Source organism: Mycobacterium sp. (genome assembly GCF_050701675.1).
Lineage (GTDB): Bacteria > Actinomycetota > Actinomycetes > Mycobacteriales > Mycobacteriaceae > Mycobacterium.
The window spans coordinates 1-16,899 of the sequence record NZ_JBOGDD010000574.1; the positions used below are offsets into that span (position 1 = coordinate 1).

General features: G+C 66.2%; 14 protein-coding genes and 2 pseudogenes. 5 read left to right on the top strand and 11 right to left on the bottom strand.

All coding sequences use genetic code 11. The features are described from left to right. Positions 1-1,294: Ig-like domain-containing protein (locus ACRDUX_RS17450; protein ID WP_526415276.1), on the bottom strand; the 1,294-nt coding region annotated here is incomplete at its 3' end. Positions 1,295-1,635: 341 nt separating this feature from the next. Here ACRDUX_RS17450 and ACRDUX_RS17455 point away from each other — a divergent pair. Beyond that, the gene (locus tag ACRDUX_RS17455; protein ID WP_526415277.1) at positions 1,636-2,598 is read left to right on the top strand and encodes an alpha/beta hydrolase; all 963 of its coding nucleotides are present in this window, start codon (positions 1,636-1,638) and stop codon (positions 2,596-2,598) included. A gap of 59 nt (positions 2,599-2,657) precedes the next feature. On the opposite strand, the gene ACRDUX_RS17460 is transcribed toward ACRDUX_RS17455, so the two are convergent. Beyond that, positions 2,658-3,560 carry an NYN domain-containing protein gene (locus tag ACRDUX_RS17460; protein ID WP_526415278.1) on the bottom strand — a complete coding sequence of 301 codons (903 nt, stop codon included), beginning with the start codon at positions 3,558-3,560 and terminating at the stop codon, positions 2,658-2,660. A gap of 270 nt (positions 3,561-3,830) precedes the next feature. Between ACRDUX_RS17460 and ACRDUX_RS17465 the strand changes: the two genes are divergently transcribed. Both ACRDUX_RS17465 and ACRDUX_RS17470 read left to right on the top strand, forming a co-directional pair. Next, a complete protein-coding gene (locus ACRDUX_RS17465) occupies positions 3,831-4,763 on the top strand; it encodes a cyclopropane mycolic acid synthase family methyltransferase (protein ID WP_526415279.1) in 933 nt (310 codons plus the stop codon). 120 nt (positions 4,764-4,883) lie between these two features. Further along, positions 4,884-5,738, top strand: coding sequence for a cyclopropane mycolic acid synthase family methyltransferase (locus ACRDUX_RS17470; RefSeq protein WP_526415280.1), 855 nt, complete (start codon positions 4,884-4,886; stop codon positions 5,736-5,738). Positions 5,739-5,746: 8 nt separating this feature from the next. Here the strand turns inward: ACRDUX_RS17470 and ACRDUX_RS17475 are convergent, their stop codons facing one another. The 7 genes and pseudogenes from ACRDUX_RS17475 to ACRDUX_RS17505 form a co-directional block, all read right to left on the bottom strand. Continuing rightward, positions 5,747-6,712 carry an Lrp/AsnC family transcriptional regulator gene (locus tag ACRDUX_RS17475; RefSeq protein ID WP_526415281.1) on the bottom strand — a complete coding sequence of 322 codons (966 nt, stop codon included), beginning with the start codon at positions 6,710-6,712 and terminating at the stop codon, positions 5,747-5,749. Positions 6,713-6,720: 8 nt separating this feature from the next. Beyond that, positions 6,721-8,154, bottom strand: a complete 1,434-nt coding sequence (locus ACRDUX_RS17480) for a sodium:solute symporter family protein (protein ID WP_526415282.1) — start codon at positions 8,152-8,154, stop codon at positions 6,721-6,723. Continuing rightward, positions 8,151-8,420: a hypothetical protein gene (locus ACRDUX_RS17485; RefSeq protein WP_526415283.1), complete on the bottom strand. Its 270-nt coding sequence runs from the start codon at positions 8,418-8,420 to the stop codon at positions 8,151-8,153. Before ACRDUX_RS17485 ends, ACRDUX_RS17480 begins: the two co-directional genes overlap by 4 nt. Further along, the gene (locus tag ACRDUX_RS17490; protein WP_526415284.1) at positions 8,417-9,847 is read right to left on the bottom strand and encodes an amidase; all 1,431 of its coding nucleotides are present in this window, start codon (positions 9,845-9,847) and stop codon (positions 8,417-8,419) included. Before ACRDUX_RS17490 ends, ACRDUX_RS17485 begins: the two co-directional genes overlap by 4 nt. Before the next feature lie 212 nt (positions 9,848-10,059). After that, positions 10,060-11,310: a KasA/KasB family beta-ketoacyl-ACP synthase gene (locus tag ACRDUX_RS17495; RefSeq protein ID WP_526415285.1), complete on the bottom strand. Its 1,251-nt coding sequence runs from the start codon at positions 11,308-11,310 to the stop codon at positions 10,060-10,062. 45 nt (positions 11,311-11,355) lie between these two features. Continuing rightward, positions 11,356-11,655: pseudogene (locus tag ACRDUX_RS17500) on the bottom strand (nuclease); the annotation flags it as partial. A gap of 204 nt (positions 11,656-11,859) precedes the next feature. Further along, positions 11,860-13,017, bottom strand: a complete 1,158-nt coding sequence (locus ACRDUX_RS17505) for an acyltransferase family protein (RefSeq protein WP_526415286.1) — start codon at positions 13,015-13,017, stop codon at positions 11,860-11,862. A 261-nt stretch (positions 13,018-13,278) separates the two neighbouring features. Here ACRDUX_RS17505 and ACRDUX_RS17510 point away from each other — a divergent pair, with 261 nt between their 5' ends. After that, complete coding sequence (locus ACRDUX_RS17510; RefSeq protein WP_526415287.1) at positions 13,279-15,204, top strand: ABC transporter ATP-binding protein/permease; 1,926 nt, start codon at positions 13,279-13,281, stop codon at positions 15,202-15,204. 26 nt (positions 15,205-15,230) lie between these two features. Here ACRDUX_RS17510 and ACRDUX_RS17515 read toward each other — a convergent pair whose 3' ends face one another. Together ACRDUX_RS17515 and ACRDUX_RS17520 are read right to left on the bottom strand one after the other, a co-directional pair. Further along, entirely contained in the window at positions 15,231-15,632 is a 402-nt protein-coding gene (locus ACRDUX_RS17515; protein WP_526415288.1) for a type II toxin-antitoxin system VapC family toxin, read from the bottom strand. Next, positions 15,629-15,874, bottom strand: a complete 246-nt coding sequence (locus ACRDUX_RS17520) for a type II toxin-antitoxin system VapB family antitoxin (RefSeq protein WP_526415289.1) — start codon at positions 15,872-15,874, stop codon at positions 15,629-15,631. The genes ACRDUX_RS17515 and ACRDUX_RS17520 overlap by 4 nt, the downstream gene beginning before the upstream one ends. Positions 15,875-15,945: 71 nt before the next feature. On the opposite strand from ACRDUX_RS17520, the pseudogene ACRDUX_RS17525 reads away from it, so the two are divergent. Next, positions 15,946-16,899 (top strand): annotated as a pseudogene (locus tag ACRDUX_RS17525) (hypothetical protein); the annotation flags it as partial.

The following is a 16,899-nucleotide window of genomic DNA, read 5'->3' on the forward strand; positions in this document are numbered from 1 at the left end:
AAGTGAGCTTGCTGCCCCGCCGCCACAGATCCCACGGCACGGTCCAGTCGCCGTTCTGCCAGACCTCCAGCGACTTGCCGCCGGTGTTGCGCACCTCGACGACGTCGCCGGGCACCGAGAAGTCGAAGAACCACGAGGCGTTGTCGCCGTTGAGGTTCAGACACCCATGCGAGGTATCGGTGTTGCCCTGCGCCCACACCGTGGAGTTGAGCTGGTGGAGATAGATGCCGTCGGTGCTGATCTTCGTGGCGTAGGAGATCGACTCCTTGTAGCCAAGGCGCGAGTTGGTCGGTAGTCCGAACGTCGAGGAATCCATGATCACCGGGTTGGCCTTGTCCAACACCGTGTACACGCCCGGCGGGGTGAAGAACGAGAAGGTGGTGCCTGCGATGGTCTGGATCCCGCCCATGCCCATGGACGTCGGCATGGTGCGCACCAGCTTGCCGTTGTCGTAGACGCTGACCTGGTGGGTGTTGTCGTCGGCGATCGACACGTGCGCGTCGCCGATCTTGAACGACACCTTCTCGTCCTCGCTGCCGTACAGGCCGTCGCCCAACGGCGTGCCGTACAGGTTGGCGTTGACGGTGACCGTCGTGCCCGGCGCGTAGTACTTCTCCGGACGCCAGTGCGCGTCCTGGTCGTCGACCCAGTACCAGGACCCGGGCACCGGCGGGTTGGTGGTGACGGAGAGATGCCGTTCGGCGTTGGCCTTGTTGTCGATGGCCTCGTCGAAGTGCGCGACCACGACCATGCCGACGCCGTACGTCGCGCCGTCCTGGAGCATGCCGCCGCCGGTCGTGTCCAGGTAAACCTGCGTCTGGTTGCTCGGCGAGACAGTCGTGAACGACGACGCCTCACGCGAGGGCATGCCGTTGGGCCCGCGCGCCAGGATCGTCATCTTGTAGGTGCGGTCGTACCCCAGCTGAATGGTCGGCTTCCACGCCGTGTGGTCCGGCGTGAGCACGCCGGGGATCACCTTGCCGCTGTCGTTGGTCATCGTGACGTCGGTGATGCTGCCGGACGTCGCGGTCACCAGGACGGGCCCCGCGGGGTTGACCTTGTCGCTCGCGGGTGCGGGCATGATCGCCAGAGCCGCAGGCGTCGACGTCGGCACGACCGGTTCGGACTGGGACAGGTCGCGGGGGGCGGCGATCACCTGGCAGCCGTGCGGGCACCGTTCGGATCCGCTCACGACGACACCACCGAGCACTGTGAGCACGGCGAAGACAGAGGCCAACCAGGCCCCGTGGACACGGCGAGAAGACGTCAACAAAGCTCCATAGATTTTCGGCATCGAAGAGATGTCGAGGCCCAATGGTAGGGGTTTGCGCGCGTTCTCTCACACCGACCTGGGTTGGCGTACTTCGTTCGTAATCGGCTCGTTTCAGGATGTTCGCTCAGCGAGAGCGCAGCAACGAGGTGCCGGTGCCCGCTGCCGCCGACTTGCCGAGCCGACCTACCGATCCGCAGGCGCCTCACACCAGCAGAAAGTACGATCTGCAGGTGTCGTTCGGTAACGAACGGGTGTCGCCCTGCGAGTAACCGATGACAGCAGGACTCCGTATGGAGCGCTGAGGGGTCTTGGTCCGATGACCGCACGCAGGTGGGTCTTCACCGACGAGATTGGGCAGATGAATGACGCTGACTTCCACATTCCGAAGGACCTGGCACCGGATCGCGGTCGTCGCGGTCACCGCTGCCGCACTGCCCGGCCTCATCGGTGTCACCGGTGGTTCGGCGACCGCGGGGGCGTACTCGCCGCCGGGGTTGCCGGTCGAGGACCTGCAGGTCCCGTCGGCCGCGATGGGCCGCAACGTGCTGGTGCGGTTCCAGCCGGGCGGCAGCCACGCCGTCTACCTGCTCGACGGGCTGCGCGCCCGCGACGACAACAGCGGCTGGGACATCGAAACCAATGCATTCGAGAAGTTCAACGGATCGGGCGTCTCGGTGGTCATGCCCGTCGGCGGCATGTCCAGCTTCTACACCAACTGGGAGCAGCCAGCCGTCGGCAATGGCGGGACCTGGACCTACAACTGGGAGACGTTCCTGACCTCGGAGCTGCCCGCTTACCTCGCGGCCAACAAGGGGATCTCCAGCTCCGGCAATGCCGTCGTCGGATTGTCCATGTCGGGCAGCGCCTCGCTGATCCTGGCCGCCTATCACCCAGGCAACTTCAAGTACGCGGGGTCGCTGTCGGGATTCGAGCACCTCTCCGACGGCATCTGGCCGACCCTGGTCGGCTTCTCGATGCGCGACGCGGGCGGTTTCGACGCGAACGCCATGTGGGGCCCCAACGGCGGCCCGGACTGGCAGCGCAACGACCCGACGCTGCAGGCAGGCACGATCGCCGCGAACGGCACCCGCATCTACGTCTACACGGGTAACGGCACCCCCAACGACCTTGGCGGTGGCGATCTGCCCGCCACCTTCCTTGAGGGCCTGACCAAGGACAGCAACGTCGCCTTCCAGAACGCGTACACGGGCGCGGGCGGGAAGAACGCGACGTTCAACTTCCCCCCGAACGGCACCCACAGCTGGCCGTACTGGAGTGCGCAGCTGGATGCCATGAAGCCCGATATCGTCAGCACGATCGCCTAGCGATTCGTGCACCCAAACCCGCGGGGGCCACGGGCGCGGGTGCACAAATCGCGCGGGAGTTAGCCCTTCAGGCGGACCATGCGCGTCGTCGAACTCTCGTCGAGCTCCACGACGTCTGAGCGGGATCGCAGGAAGTCGCTGAAGGACCGGAAGCCAAGGGACTTCTCACTGAACGACGGGTCCATCCGCTTCATCTGGGCCTTGACCGCGGAGTTGTGCAGCCACTCGACGTCGTCCTTCTCCAACCCGATCCGCAGCGCCCGCTCGAGCAGCCCGGTGGCGGCGGTCTGCGGGTCGGGCGCCTCGGGCTCCTCCTCCACGGCCTGCGGCCGGGTGGCGCGGCGGCGCGGGGCGCGCTTCTTCGGCTCGGGTTCGGGCGCGTCCGTGTCCGTCTCCGGCTCGACGTTCGGTTCGAACACCGGGACCCCGGGCAGCGCGTCGTAGATGACGAAGTCGTCGCACGCCGCAGCCAGCGACCGGCTCGACGAGCCTGCGACCCCGATGCCGACGACGTATCGGCCCAGCCTCTTGCAGCGCTGCGCGAGCGCGATGTAGTCGGAGTCGCCTGCGACGATCACCACGTGCGTCAGGTCGGGCAGCCGGAACATGTCCTCGACGGCATCGACCGCGAGCCGGATGTCGGCGCCGTTCTTGCCGTACGCAGCGGCGGGGAACAGCTGCACCAGGTCGACGGCGCGTCCGACCAGCTGGCCGCGGTAGCCGGCGTTCACGTCGGCCGACCAGTCGGCGTAGGCGCGGGTGAGCACCAGGGTGCCGAAGGACGACGCGAAGTCGATGATCGCTCCGACGTCGACGGTGGCCCGTTGCAGGCGGTCGACCTCGAGGCCCTTGGTCTTGTCGCGTTGGAACGAGTTGCGACCGTTCACTTGGTCGTATCGCGAGATCACGATGTTGTCGAAGTCGAGATAGACCGCGACGCGGGTGTCCTCACGATCCGTCATGAACTCCAGTCTGTGCCGTCGCATGCGCCGACGCCACGCCGGGTCGCGATTCGGCCCTGCGGAGTTTCCCGCCCGTCGCGAACACGGCAATGCGCCACTCGGTCATCGGCAAACAGAGGCGGCACACACCCGGAAAAAGTCGCGCGCGCAGGCTCGTGTAAGCGTCGGCGCGGCGGGGCGCCGGAGGTAAAGTCGATGTGCCGGCACGGTGAAGAAGGAGCCGGACGGCACGACCGCGACCGCAGTTTTCAAGAGCCGACGGGTTGATTCATGAGTTCCTCGAGCGAGAAGCAAAGTTCGTCACCTGCGCAGTCGACGTGGCTGTCCAAGTCCGCGTCGCAAGCCCGCGGATCGGACAAGAAGGAAGTTCAATTCCACTACGACATCTCGAATGAGTTCTTCAAGCTGTGGCAGGACCCGAACCAGGTCTACAGCTGCGCCTACTTCGAGAAGGACGACTACACGCTCGAGCAGGCGCAGATGGCGAAGATCGATCTGTCCCTCGGCAAGCTCGGCTTGCAGCCGGGGATGACGCTCCTCGACATCGGCTGCGGGTGGGGCGCCACGATCATGCGGGCGGTCGAGAAGTACGACGTCAACGTCATCGGCCTGACGCTGTCGGAGAACCAGAAGCAGCACATCGAGGAGCACTGGTTCGCCAACTCGAAGAGCGACCGCAAGATGGAGGTCCGGCTGCAGCCGTGGGAGGACTTCAGCGGCCAGGTGGACCGGATCGTCTCGATCGGCGCGTTCGAGCACTTCGGCTTCAGCAAGTACGACGACTACTTCAAGAAGACCTTCGACTGGCTGCCCGACGATGGCGTGCAGATGCTGCACTCGATCATCATCCCCGAGGATGAGGAGATCAAGGCCAAGAAGCTGCCGCTGACCATGTCGCGGGTGCGCTTCATCAAGTTCATCATGGACGAGATCTACCCCGGTGGCCGTTTGCCGCTGGCCTCGATGGTCAAGGGGCACGCGGTCAAGGCGGGCTACACGGTCACCCGCGAGCAGCATCTGCAGCCGCACTACGTCAAGACGCTAGACACGTGGGCGGCCAATCTCGAGGCCAACAAGGACGAGGCCATCGCGATCACGTCCGAGCAGATCTACGAGAAATTCCACAAGTATCTGACCGGTTGCGCCGACCTGTTCCGCGACGGTTACACCGATGTCGTCCAATTCACCTGCGAGAAGGCATGACTCGCGATGGTGTAGTAATTTACGTACGCACGCTAACTAAATAAGACCGCGCCGCTCACAGGCGGTCCATCGGATGGAGGTCAGTCGGGGATGGCTGAGAGCACGATAGGTACGCCGGCAATGAAGCCGCATTTCGAAGAGGTGCAGGCTCATTACGACCTGTCCGACGACTTCTTCGGAACGTTCCAGGACCCGACGCGGACGTACAGCTGTGCGTACTTCGAGCGCGACGACATGACGCTCGAAGAAGCACAGATCGCCAAGATCGATTTAGCACTGGGCAAACTGAATTTGCAGCCGGGCATGACGCTGCTCGACATCGGGTGCGGCTGGGGCTCGGTGATGAAGCGCGCGGTCGAGAAGCACGACGTCAACGTCGTCGGCCTGACGCTGAGCAGGAACCAGGCCAAGTTCGGCAAGCAGCTGCTCGACGAGCTGGACACCGAGCGCTCGCGCCGGGTGATGCTCAGTGGGTGGGAGCAGTTCGACGAGCCCGTCGACCGCATCATCAGCCTCGAGGCGATCGAGGCGTTCCCGCCTGACCGCTACGCGCCGTTCTTCAAGACGTGCAGCAGCATCCTGCCCGGCGACGGACGCATGGTGTTGCAGGCGATCCTCGGACATCCGCTGAAGAAGTGGCCGGAGCTGGGCATCCCGGTGACCATGACCGACCTGCGGTTCATGCGGTTCATCGCCAAGGAGATCTTCCCCGGCGGCTCGGTGCCCGGCGAAGAGCAAATCGTCACCCTGGCGCAGGAAGCCGGGTTCGCGGTCGAAGACAAGCAACTGCTCGACGAGCACTACGTGCGCACACTCGACCTCTGGTCCTCGGCGTTGGAGGCCCACCACGACGAGGCCGTCGCCGCGACGTCGGAAGAGGTCTACGAGCGGTACATGAAGTACCTGACGGGCTGCAGTGACTTCTTCAAGCGCCGCGTCAGCGAACTGGGGCAGTTCACGCTCGTCAAGGGATAGCGGGGCGATTAGGCGGTCGGCGGCCCGATGTGGTCGGGGGGTTCGGTGACGACGCCGCCGCGCTTGAATGTCTGCACCAGCAGGGTCGCGTGCACCGACTCGACGCGGGCTTCCCAGGGACCGTCGGTGAGAAAGTCGCGTAGCTCGGAGATGTCGTGAGCCGCGACGTCGACGACGACGGGATACTCGCCCATCACCATGGCCGCGTAGCGCACGAGAGGAGAGCGGGCGAGTGTGGTTCCGACGTGCTGCGCGTGCTGAGGACTGCAGCGGATCCACAGCAGCGCCTCGACGGGCAGACCGAGCAGCGCCGGGCCGACGACTGCGCGGATGCGTACCAGACCGCGCTGAAGCAGTTGGTCGATGCGTCGGCGGGCGGTCGCCTGTGAGAACCCGGCGAGCGAGGCGATTTCCTCGAGGGGTGTGCGCCCGTCGGCGACGAGGGCGTCGATGATGGCGCGGTCGACGTCGTCGACCTGGAGGCCGGTGCGGGTCTGTTCCGGTGGGACGTCGGGCAATTCGAGCGCGGCGACCTCGGCGGGAGTCAGCACCCCCGTGCGCCACTCGGCAACCGTCCGGAAGTACTGCAGTACGGGGGTCAGTCGACGGGTCAGTACTCCGTCCAGTTCTGCGTCGAGAAGGGCAGGGAGCGTGTCGAATTCGGCTGCCACCTCGGCGATGACCTCTGCGGACTCGGCGAGCACGTAGACGAACACCGACTGTGGCCACGACGCCAGGGTGCGGGCCACCGACTGGACCGTGTCGGGGCGACACTGCACCCGCAGCAGGTGCGTCGGCGCCAGCGCGGTGAGCCCGACGACCTGCACGGTGCGGTCTTCGAGCAACGCGGCGCCACGCCGGGCGACGGTGCGGACCGGCTCGTCAAGGACCTCCGCGATCCGCCGCCACGACGCCCGGCCGTTGACCTGCAGAGCCTCGGTGATCCGCAGGGCAAGTGGGTCGAGTGTCTCCACCGGTCGCGTCACCTCACTGCTGGCACTTCGGATTTGACGACCGTGCGGGCCTTCCCGGGGAGTCGGCGACGGATCACCTCGGCGATGACCAGTACGACGAGGTTCGGGCCGAGCGCGATGAACCCGGAGTCCCAACTGCCGATCGGGATCTCGAAGAACGTTATCCAACTGACGACCAGCACGCCGACGACGATACCGGTCAGCACCGGAACCGCCCCCACCGTGACGCGTCCGCGCAACGCCACCAGGATCCCGGGGGCGAGCTGGGTCAGCCCGCCGTAGGTGAGCAGCAGCAGGCTGGCGATGCTGGTGCCACCCAGCCCGAACACTAGCGCCACGGTGATGGCGGCCGCGACGACGGCGGTGTTCATCCGCATCCGCAACTTTTCGGTTCCCACGGTAATGAGGTTGCGCGACACCAGGGTTGAGATGCCCATCACTATCGCAGCGGCCGGAACCATCGCCGCCGAGGCACCGGCGATGGCGACGACGGCGACCAGCCAGTCGGGCAGCGTGTGTGTCGCGGTGTTCAGCAGGACGTTGTTGCTGGCGGTGTCGGCGGGCAGGATCAGGATGGCGCCGAGCCCGACGATGATCGGGGCGAACAGCAGCAGCTGATAGAGCGCGAGCCAGGTGTAGTTGCTGCGCAGGATTTCACCGCTGCGGGCGGCGAACACCGGCGGCCATAGATGCGGAAAGACGTTGAGCCCGGCGCCGATCGAGGTGACCACCACCGCGGTGACGAAGAACGTGGTGTCGTAGCCGGGTGCGGCAAGCGTCAGCAGTTCGGGCCGGTCGCCGCGGACCCGGGAGAAGACCTCCGGAATGCCGGCGATGCCGAACCCGACACCGCCGACCACGATGAGCAATGCGACCACCATGAGCGAATCCTTGAGCACCGCGACCCGCGAGATCCCCCGAATGCCGGCCCACACCACGAACAGGATGACCAGCACGCTCGCGATGACCATCGACAGCCCGCGGCTCGCCGCGCTGCCGGTGGCCAGCTCGACGATCAGGCCCAGACCGGTGATCTGCAGTTCCAGGTAGGGCAGCAGGAAGATCGCACCGACCACTGCGACCACCTTGCCCAGCGAGGGGCTGTTGAACCGGTCGACGAAGAAGTCGGCCATGGTCAGATAGCCGCGACCCTTGCCGAGCCGCCACAGTCGCGGTGCGACGAAGTACAGGCCGATCGCCGAAATCGACAGGTAGGCAAGCGCAAACGTGGCACTGACGCCGCCACCGAATGCGATACCGGACAGCCCGAGGAAGCTGAACGTGGTGAGCGACTCACCGGCCTGCAGGAACCACGAGCGCCAGCGCCGGAAGCTGCGACCACTGACGGTCCACTCGTCGAGTTTCGTAGCGCGGCGGCCCGCGGCGCCGATCACTCCGATGGCAACCATGCCGATGACGATGAAAACGGTGAGGGCGTTCATCGGTGGTCCCCCGTGTCCTCGCTCGCATCGGTCGCGTCAGCGGCATCGATGGCCGCCCCGCCCTCGCGGCGGTAGGTCGCTTCGACGATGCGCAGCGCGACTACGGTCCCGATCACCCAGACCGCGGTCCAGACGAGCACCGACGGAACGCCGAACCAGAGGTGCGGTCCGTTGACGAACGGCAGGAACGGGGTGACCAGGAATCCGAGAATCGGGACGGCGGCGATGGCGAGTCGCCGCGGGCTCTCCAGGGCGGGTGGTGTCATGAACGCTTCTCCAGGGTGAAGGCGGGACGCCGCCGACCGTGTTCGGTCACGGCTTCGAATGCCGCAGCCACGGCGAGCAGTCGCTGCTCGGTGCGGGCGCGGGTGGCGATTTGCAGCCCGACGGGCAACCCGTCGGCAGTGAACCCGGCGGGTACCGAAATGGCCGGGACGCCGAGCGTGGTGAGCAGGTAGCAGGAGGCCATCCAGTCGAGGTAGTCGTGCTGACGTATACCCGCAATCTCGTTGGGCCAGAGCAGATCCGCATCGAACGGAGCGACCTGACTGACGGGGGCGATCAGCACGTCATAGGTGTCGAAGAACGCATTCGCGGACCGCTGCAGCCGGGTCAGCTCGGCGAGTGCCCTGCCGACGTCGAGGGCGGTTCTGTTACGGCCTTCGCGGATGTTCCACGCCAGGTCGGCCTTGAATGCCTCCGGTGTGGCGTCGAGTTCCTCCCCCCACATCGTGTCGAATTCCACGGCGCGCAAGGTGCGGAATACGGCGTCGGCGCCGTCGAGGTCGGGACATGCCGGTTCGACGTGCGCCCCCGCTGCCGCGAACACCCCGGCCGCGGTTTCCAACGGGGCCAGCACGTCGGCGTCGACCGGTACCCGGTCGCCGAGGGTCGGTGTCCACGCCACCCGGAGCCCGCGCAGGTCGGCCGGATTCACGGCCGCCAGCGATGCCGGGTCATCGGACAGCGACATCGGGTCGTCGCGATGGGCACCGGCGATCACCGACAGCAGCAGTGCGACGTCGCCGACCGTGCGGGCAATCGGGCCACCGGTCGCCAGATTGGGGTACGCCCACGCCGCTGCGGGATCGGGCACCCGGCCCGGTGTCGGGCGCAGCCCGACGACGTTGCAGAACGACGCGGGATTGCGCAACGACCCGCCCATGTCGCTGCCGTCGGCAATGGGCTGCAGGCCGGTGGCCAGGGCCGCGGCGGCGCCTCCACTGCTGCCGCCGGCCGACCGATCGAGCGCGTACGGGTTGCGGGTCGTGCCGAAGACCGTATTGAACGAGTGCGACCCGGCCGCGAACTCCGGCACGTTGGTCTTGCCAACCCGAACGGCGCCGGCGGCCTGGATGCGTCGGACGATCTCATCGTCGTGCTCCGGGACCCAGTTGGCGTGCAGCGGAGACCCGAACGTCGTGCGCAGGCCCGCGGTGGCGTGGGTGTCCTTGAAGGAGATCGGTAGCCCGTGCAGCGGACCCAACGGCTCCCCCGCCGCGCATCGTCGGTCTGCCTCGGCTGCCGCCTTCTCAGCTCCCTCGATGTCAAGGCTCACCACCGCATTGATCGCCGGGTTGTAACGGTTGATCTGTTCCACGTGTGCAACCAGCACCTCGCGGGCAGAGACATCGCGTCGCCGCAGCGCCTCGGCCAGGTCGACGGCACTACGAAAGATCAATGAGTCGTCCACGACGTATTCCGGTTCTCTCTGCGATCCGAGGGTTGGCTGCGCCACTGGCAGGCGGGACACCCAGTCTCTGAGATCCCCGTCACATTGGCGATATGAGCCACGAACGTATCAGGTTCGAACTATCGGGACAATAGACAACAATGAATTATCCATATAGGCCTTACACTGACCCTTTGGTGGAGAATTGCGTCAACCGTGTTACCCAGCCGGGCTCACGGCGCGCCGAACACCAACGCGACGTTGTAGCCGCCGAATCCGAAGCAGTCCGTGAGCGCGTAGCGGTACTCGCCGCGACGAGGCCGGTCGGCCACCACGTCGAGGTCGATGGCGGGGTCCAGCGTGTCGAGGTTCAGCGTGGGTGGCGCCACCTGGTCGCGCAGCGCCTGCACGGTCAGGACCGCGTCGATGGCTCCCGTTGCGCCCCAGGAGTGTCCGAGTGCGGCCTTCGACGCATACACCGAGGGCTTGTGATCGTCGAGCACCAGGTGCAATGCCTTGGCCTCGGCGAGGTCGCCGGGGCCGGTTCCCGCGGCATGCGCGCTGACGAGGTCGACGTCGTCGGGCGCAATGCCTGCGAGCTCGATCGCGCGGGCGATGGCACGTGCCGCCGACTCACCGCTCGGGTGCGGTGCGACCTGGTCGTAGCCGTCGGAGGTGATGGCTGCACCCATCAGCCGGCCAAGGATCGTCGCCCCGCGAGCGACGGCGTGCTCCTCGGTCTCGATGAGCATCAGCGCGCCGCCCTCGCTGAACACCGTCCCGTCGCGATCGACGTCGAAGGGGCGGCAGGCCGCGGCGGGGTGGTCATTGTTCGTCGAGAGCAGGCCGAGTCGGCTGAACGACGCGATGGGCACGGCGGCGATCAGAGTGTCGATGCCGCCGCAGATCGCGAAGTCCGCGTCCCCGAAGATGATGCCGCGCCACGCCTCGGCGATGGCCGCGGCGCCCGAGGCGTCCGCCATCAATGGGGTCACGATGCCCGACTTCGCCTTGCGCTCCAGACCGACGGCGGCGGCGGGCGCATTGGGCATGTACATCTGGATGGCCAGCGGCGACACTGCGCGCATGCCCTTCTCCTTGAAGGTGTCGTACTGGACGACGGCCTCCTCGGTGGTGCCAAGGGCCTGCCCGATCGCGATCATCAACCGGGCGGTGTCGACGTCACCGAGCCCGGCCTGGTCCCAAAGTCTGCGGCTCAGGACGGTCGACATCTTCTGCAGATACGACAGCCGCCGCAGTTCGACCCGGTTGAGGTGATGGTCGAATTCCTCGTGCAGCTGCCCGCCGATGCGGACCGGCAGGTCGAATTCGTCGACGAACGGCGTGTCGAGCGGACGGATTCCGCTGTGGCCCTCCAACAGTTGGCGCCACGTCTCCTCGGCGTCGGTGGCGATCGACGTCGTGGACGTGACTGCGGTGACCACGACGTCGGGGAAGCCCGTCCCCGTCTTCATCGGTCCCATGTCGTCGATTCTCCAATCGGCCGTGCCCAACCTCCTCGCCAAATTCTACGTCGGTGGCGCAGGGTTGACGTTGAGGCGCCTGGCCAGATCCTGGCCGCCGACGTCGCGGATGAAGTCGGGGTCACCGCAGACGACGAGTTGGTCACGCACCCTGGATAATCCGACGTAGAGCCGCTCGCGGGAGCGTTCGAACTTGGCCTCCTCGTTGATGACCAGGACCACTGCCCGCCGCTCGAGCCCCTTGAAGCCCAGGACGTGCCCGTAGAACACCTGGTCGGTGTCCCAGAACGTGTCCCAGTAGGCCTTGTGGCCGTCGCGCTGGCGTTCGGCCTGCTCGGGATGACGGCGGCACCGGCGGGGAGCCGTGGCGGTTTTGCTGCGAGATCAGCCATTTGAAGCGGCAGGTCGTGCTCCCAGAACTTGACCGTCTCGTCGTCGTCACTCCCCCAATTTGCATGGGGAAGGATATCCCCGGCACCGGCGGGGCCGTGGAGGTTCGCGAGTTCGGCGAATGCCGCGACGTGACCACCACCAAGGCGCAGGCCGGGATCAGCGAAGAGACCGCAGTCGAGTGAGCCTCGGTTCGGTGAGCCTGCGCAACGCATACGCCAGCGGAATCGTGATGGCCAGGGTCAAGCCAAACAGGCCCGGCAGTGAACCGGTGAACAGCGGCCAGCGCAGTAGCACCCCGAACACCAATGCCATGACGGCCACGTGCAGCAAGAAGATTTCGTAGGAGATCTCGCCCAGCCAGACCATGGGTCGACTGCCCAGGATGCGCTCGAACCACCCGCCGCCACCGAGCACCAGCGGCGCCACCACCAACGTCGCGATACCCGCGTAGAGAAGATTCTTCGTGATCGGCTCCCACAGCCGAACCGGTCCCATCGTGATGGCTCCCGCGATGGGCGTGCAGGCCACCAGGTACAGCATCGCTGCCAACGGAATCGCCAGTGCGGCAGGGCAACGCACCGCCATCGACTGCAGCACCGCCAACGTCATCCCACCGGCGAACCACGCGAGGTGGGCGGGCAACCACATCCCTGCAGAGTTCGGCAGCCAGTCGGTGGTGTTCACGATGATCAACCACAGTGGGCTTGCGGCGGCGATCACGGCCAGTCCGGCGAGCAGTCGCCTCGGTTGCCACCGGCCGCGGCAGTGCACCGTCAGCAATAGATACGCCAGCACTGGCAGCACCGCGTAGAACGACACCTCCACCGCCAGACTCCACGTCTGCGAAAGTCCTTGGTGCAGATAGGTGATCAAGAAGTTGTCGGTGTAGATCTGCGTGAGGGTGAGGTACCGGAGCAAACCTGCCCAACTCTGGCCGGGATTCGGGCCCGCCGAGTAGAACGAGAACACGACGAAAACGGCCACCACGGTGACGAGGTAGGCGGGCATCACGCGGCGCATCCGGCGCCGCGCGTAGTGCCCGACCGACGGCAGCGACACGCCAGCGGCCGCAGCGCGCACCCACGGCCGGAACAACAGGAAGCCCGACAACACGAAGAAGATCGCCACGCCGATCTCCAGGCGTGCGTACATCACGCCGACGTAGCCGTGCGACAGCTTGCCCGTGGCGAACGCCGCATGGGTGCCCAGCACCAGCAGGGCAGCCAGGCCCCGCATCCCGGTGAGGGCCGCGACTCGAACCGGCCCCCGCTCGACCGTGCCACCACTGATCGCGGCGGTTGGGCTGGCTAGCACCCGGCGAGTGTAGTGGCCCAACCACTTACCTTCGCTAAGTAACTGCTGAGCGTGGGCTGAGGATCGGTCGGTCATGCGACGGTTGCAGACGCACTGGTCCCGTGTGCCCCTAACGTCCCGCGCGCCCCTGCCGGGACCATGGATGTTTGTGCCCGACTATCAGCGACAGTGGGGCTGGAGCCAGCGGGATGAGCGTGCCGGGCTGGGACGTGCGGTAGCTTTCGCCGCAACCGTGTCAGCCGACGCAGGAGTGGGGTGCCAATGGACGATCTCAAACCGTTCTCGCCGTCGATCGACTGGAGCAATGGCCTCGTCGATTCACTGATCTGGATCGGCGAGGCGTGGGCGATCACGGCGCTCTGCACGCTCGTCGTGCTCACTCTCATCGCCCGGTTCACCATCTGGGGCAGGCAGTTCTGGGTCGTCACCGGCGCGTACTTCACGGGACGGCACAGCATCAAGCCGTGGCTGTCACTGGCCGCGATGCTGTTGTCGGTGATCGTCGGGGTGCGGCTGACCGTGTTGTTCAGCTACCAGAGCAACGATCTGTACTCCGCCGCTCAGATCGCCGTGCAAGGTCACGCGGTCGGCAACCAGTCGGTGAAAGACTCTGGTGTCTGGGGCTTTTGGCTCTCGCTGCTGCTGTTCTCGTTGTTGGCGGCGATACTGGTCACCCGCATCATGGTCGACCTGTTCATCACGCAGCGCTTCATGCTGGCCTGGCGGGCGTGGCTGACCGACCGGCTCACCGGCGACTGGCTGGACGGGCGCGCCTACTACCGGACCCGGTTCATCGACCAGACCATCGACAACCCGGACCAGCGCATCCAATCCGACATCGACGTCTTCACTGCCATCTCCGGCCCGCAGCCGAACACCCCGCATCAGACCAGCAACGGCACGCTGCCGTTCGGGGCGATCTCCTCGATCGTGTCGGTCATCTCGTTCACCCAGATCCTGTGGAACCTTTCCGGTCCCGTATCGCTGTTCGGCGTCGAGCTGCCGCGCGCCCTGTTCTGGTCGGTGTTCGTCTACGTCGCGTTCGCGACCGTCATCGCCTTCTGGCTCGGCCGTCCGCTGATCCGGTTGTCGTTCAACAACGAGAAGTTCAACGCCGCCTTCCGCTACGCGCTGGTGCGGCTGCGCGACGCCGCCGAAGCCGTCGCCCTCTACCGCGGCGAGAAGCCGGAGCGCCATCACCTGCGCAGCCGGTTCGAGCCGGTGCTGTCCAACTACAAGCGCTTCATCAACAGGACCATGATCTTCACCGGATGGAATCTGTCGATGAGCCACATCATCATTCCGCTGCCGTGGCTGCTGCAGGCACCGCGGCTGTTCACCGGCCAGATCCAACTCGGCACGGTCATCCAATCGGTATCGGCGTTCGGCGCCATCCAGGATGCGCTGTCGTTCTTCCGCAACTCCTACGACGTCTTCGCCGGCTACCGCGCGTCGATCCTGCGGCTCCACGGGCTGGTGACCGCCAACGAACAGAGCAGGGCGCTGCCGAAGTTGACGGTCGCCGCCGATGACGACGGCGCGATCGAGCTCGACGCCGTCGAGGTCCGCGACCCGGCGGGCGAGCAGCTGATCAGCGACCTGCATCTGCGGCTCAATCCCGGCGAGTCGCTGATCATCACCGGGAAGTCGGGCACCGGCAAGTCCACGCTGCTGCGCAGCCTGGCCCAGCTCTGGCCGTACACCTCGGGCACGATGCACTGCCCCGGCGGCGAGCACGAAACGATGTTCCTGTCCCAGTTGCCCTACGTTCCGCTCGGCGACCTTCGGACGGTGGTGTCCTATCCGCACGAGCCCGGCGACATCCCCGACGGAACCCTGCGGGCGGCGCTGGAGGCGGTGGCGTTGCCGCGCTACACCGACCGGCTCTCCGATGAGGCCGACTGGGCCAAGGTGCTCTCCCCCGGCGAGCAGCAGCGCATCGCGTTCGCCCGGCTGTTGTTGACCAAGCCGAAGGCGGTGTTCCTCGACGAGGCGACCTCAGCCCTCGACGAACCGCTGGAGTTCATGATCTACAGCCTGGTTCGGCGCGAACTTCCCGACACCGTGTTCGTCAGCGTCACCCACCGCAGCACCGTCAACCGGCACCATCAGAAACACCTGGAACTGCTCGGCGAAGGAGGATGGCGGCTGGGTCGCGTCGAGGGTGTCGAGCCGGTTCCGGTGTAGTGCCATCGCACCTGCGTCAGGCCCAATCACCCTTCTTCGAGCGCGGATTCAATACCGGTATGCCCAAAGTCGTTGCCCTTCCACAGCAGTGGCTCGCGCAGATCGAGTGCCAGCGCATACGAGAGACAATCGCCGAAGTTCAACTTGGCCGCGTGGCCACTGCCTTTGCCGAAGTCTGCATAGGCCTGCCGTGCCAGGCGAGCCTGACGCTCGGTCACCGGCTCTACGGCGATCTCAGCTTCCTCGATCAATTCGTCCAGCCCTCTACTCACGATCGGGTCGCGCTGGGAGTCGAGCACGCACCCGCATTCGAGGTAGCTGGCCGCGGACAGTCGCCGCACATCGGCAGTGGCGATCGCTCCGGTGTACACCGCTGCGTCGTCCTCTTCTCTCAAAATCGCGATGATCGCCGACGTATCCACGATCACGCTGGGAGGCCCTGGTCGTCGTAGAGCATCTCGGCGTGGTCGAGTTGCTTGGTCGCTGGGGACATCCTGCGCGCGGTCTTGTGGCCGATGGCCAGGAGTCGGGCCGCAACGTCGTCCTGCTGCAGCCTGACCAAACGCTCGTTCACGGCAATCGCCACGGCCTGCGCCTGGGATTCACCCGTCAGCGCGGCGAGCTGTTTGACCGCTTCGTGCACCGTCGGGTCTTTGATGTTCAGCGCCATGTGGGTACCTTTCTACCGCTCTGATGGTACCTCTCTCGCTTGGGTCGGCCGCACCGCATAGGGTGGCCACAATGGCAGATGCGCTCCATCCCATACCGGCCCTGACGGCGATCCTGAGCGAGCACGGCCCCTTGTCCGAGGACGACCTCATACAGCGGCTCCAGCAGGCCGGCGTGGCAGACCCAGATGACGCACTCGACTACCTGGTCGACGAAATCGGCTGCGCAGCAAGCCAGCTGATCGACGATCGGTGGGCCTGGCTGCCGACTCTGCTGGCCGGGCGGGTGTTCACCCACCGGCTCAGCGCCGATGAGCTGGCCCACGACATGCTCACGGTGACGCCGGATCTGGACCCGGTCACCGCGCTGTGCGAGGACGAGCAGTATGTGCGGTTCGCCGACGGATCGCCCGCGTACGTCGCGCTGCCCATGGTCGACGACGAGCTGCTCGGTGAACGGGAGACTGCTCCGGAGCTGGTCGACCCGTTGGGGGCGTTGCTGCTCACACCGGGCACGCTGGCAGCGTTGGGCGTGGCCGAGGGCGACCTGGTCGGGGTGCGGCTGACGGAGCGGAAACTGGTGATCGAGCCGGTCACCGCGATCGCCGATGCTGCGGTGGGCGCGCGACTGGCCGCGATGCTTGACCCGGAGAATCCGGTGTACTTCGACGCGGCGGTGTGGACGGCATGTGCTGGTGATCCGGAACTGTTCACCCAACCGCTGGCGCCGCTGAGCGAGATCGCCGACGCCACCGGCCTGTCGCGCAACGACGACTCGCTTGCCCCCGCGGGATTCGATTTCGACGTCTGGCGTTTCAATCTTGGCTGCGCCCGGCTGGTCCGGCGATACGGCATCGACCCCGACGAGGCGTTCGCACTGCACACCCTGCTCGAACTGCACGACCAGATGTCGCTGCTTCTCGAAACCGCGGACCCCGACGAACCATGGGATGAGCCGGCGCGCACGGACGTCGAGGACGTAGCCGAGGGGCCCGATGGGGGCGATCTGACCGGTGAGCTTGGCGCC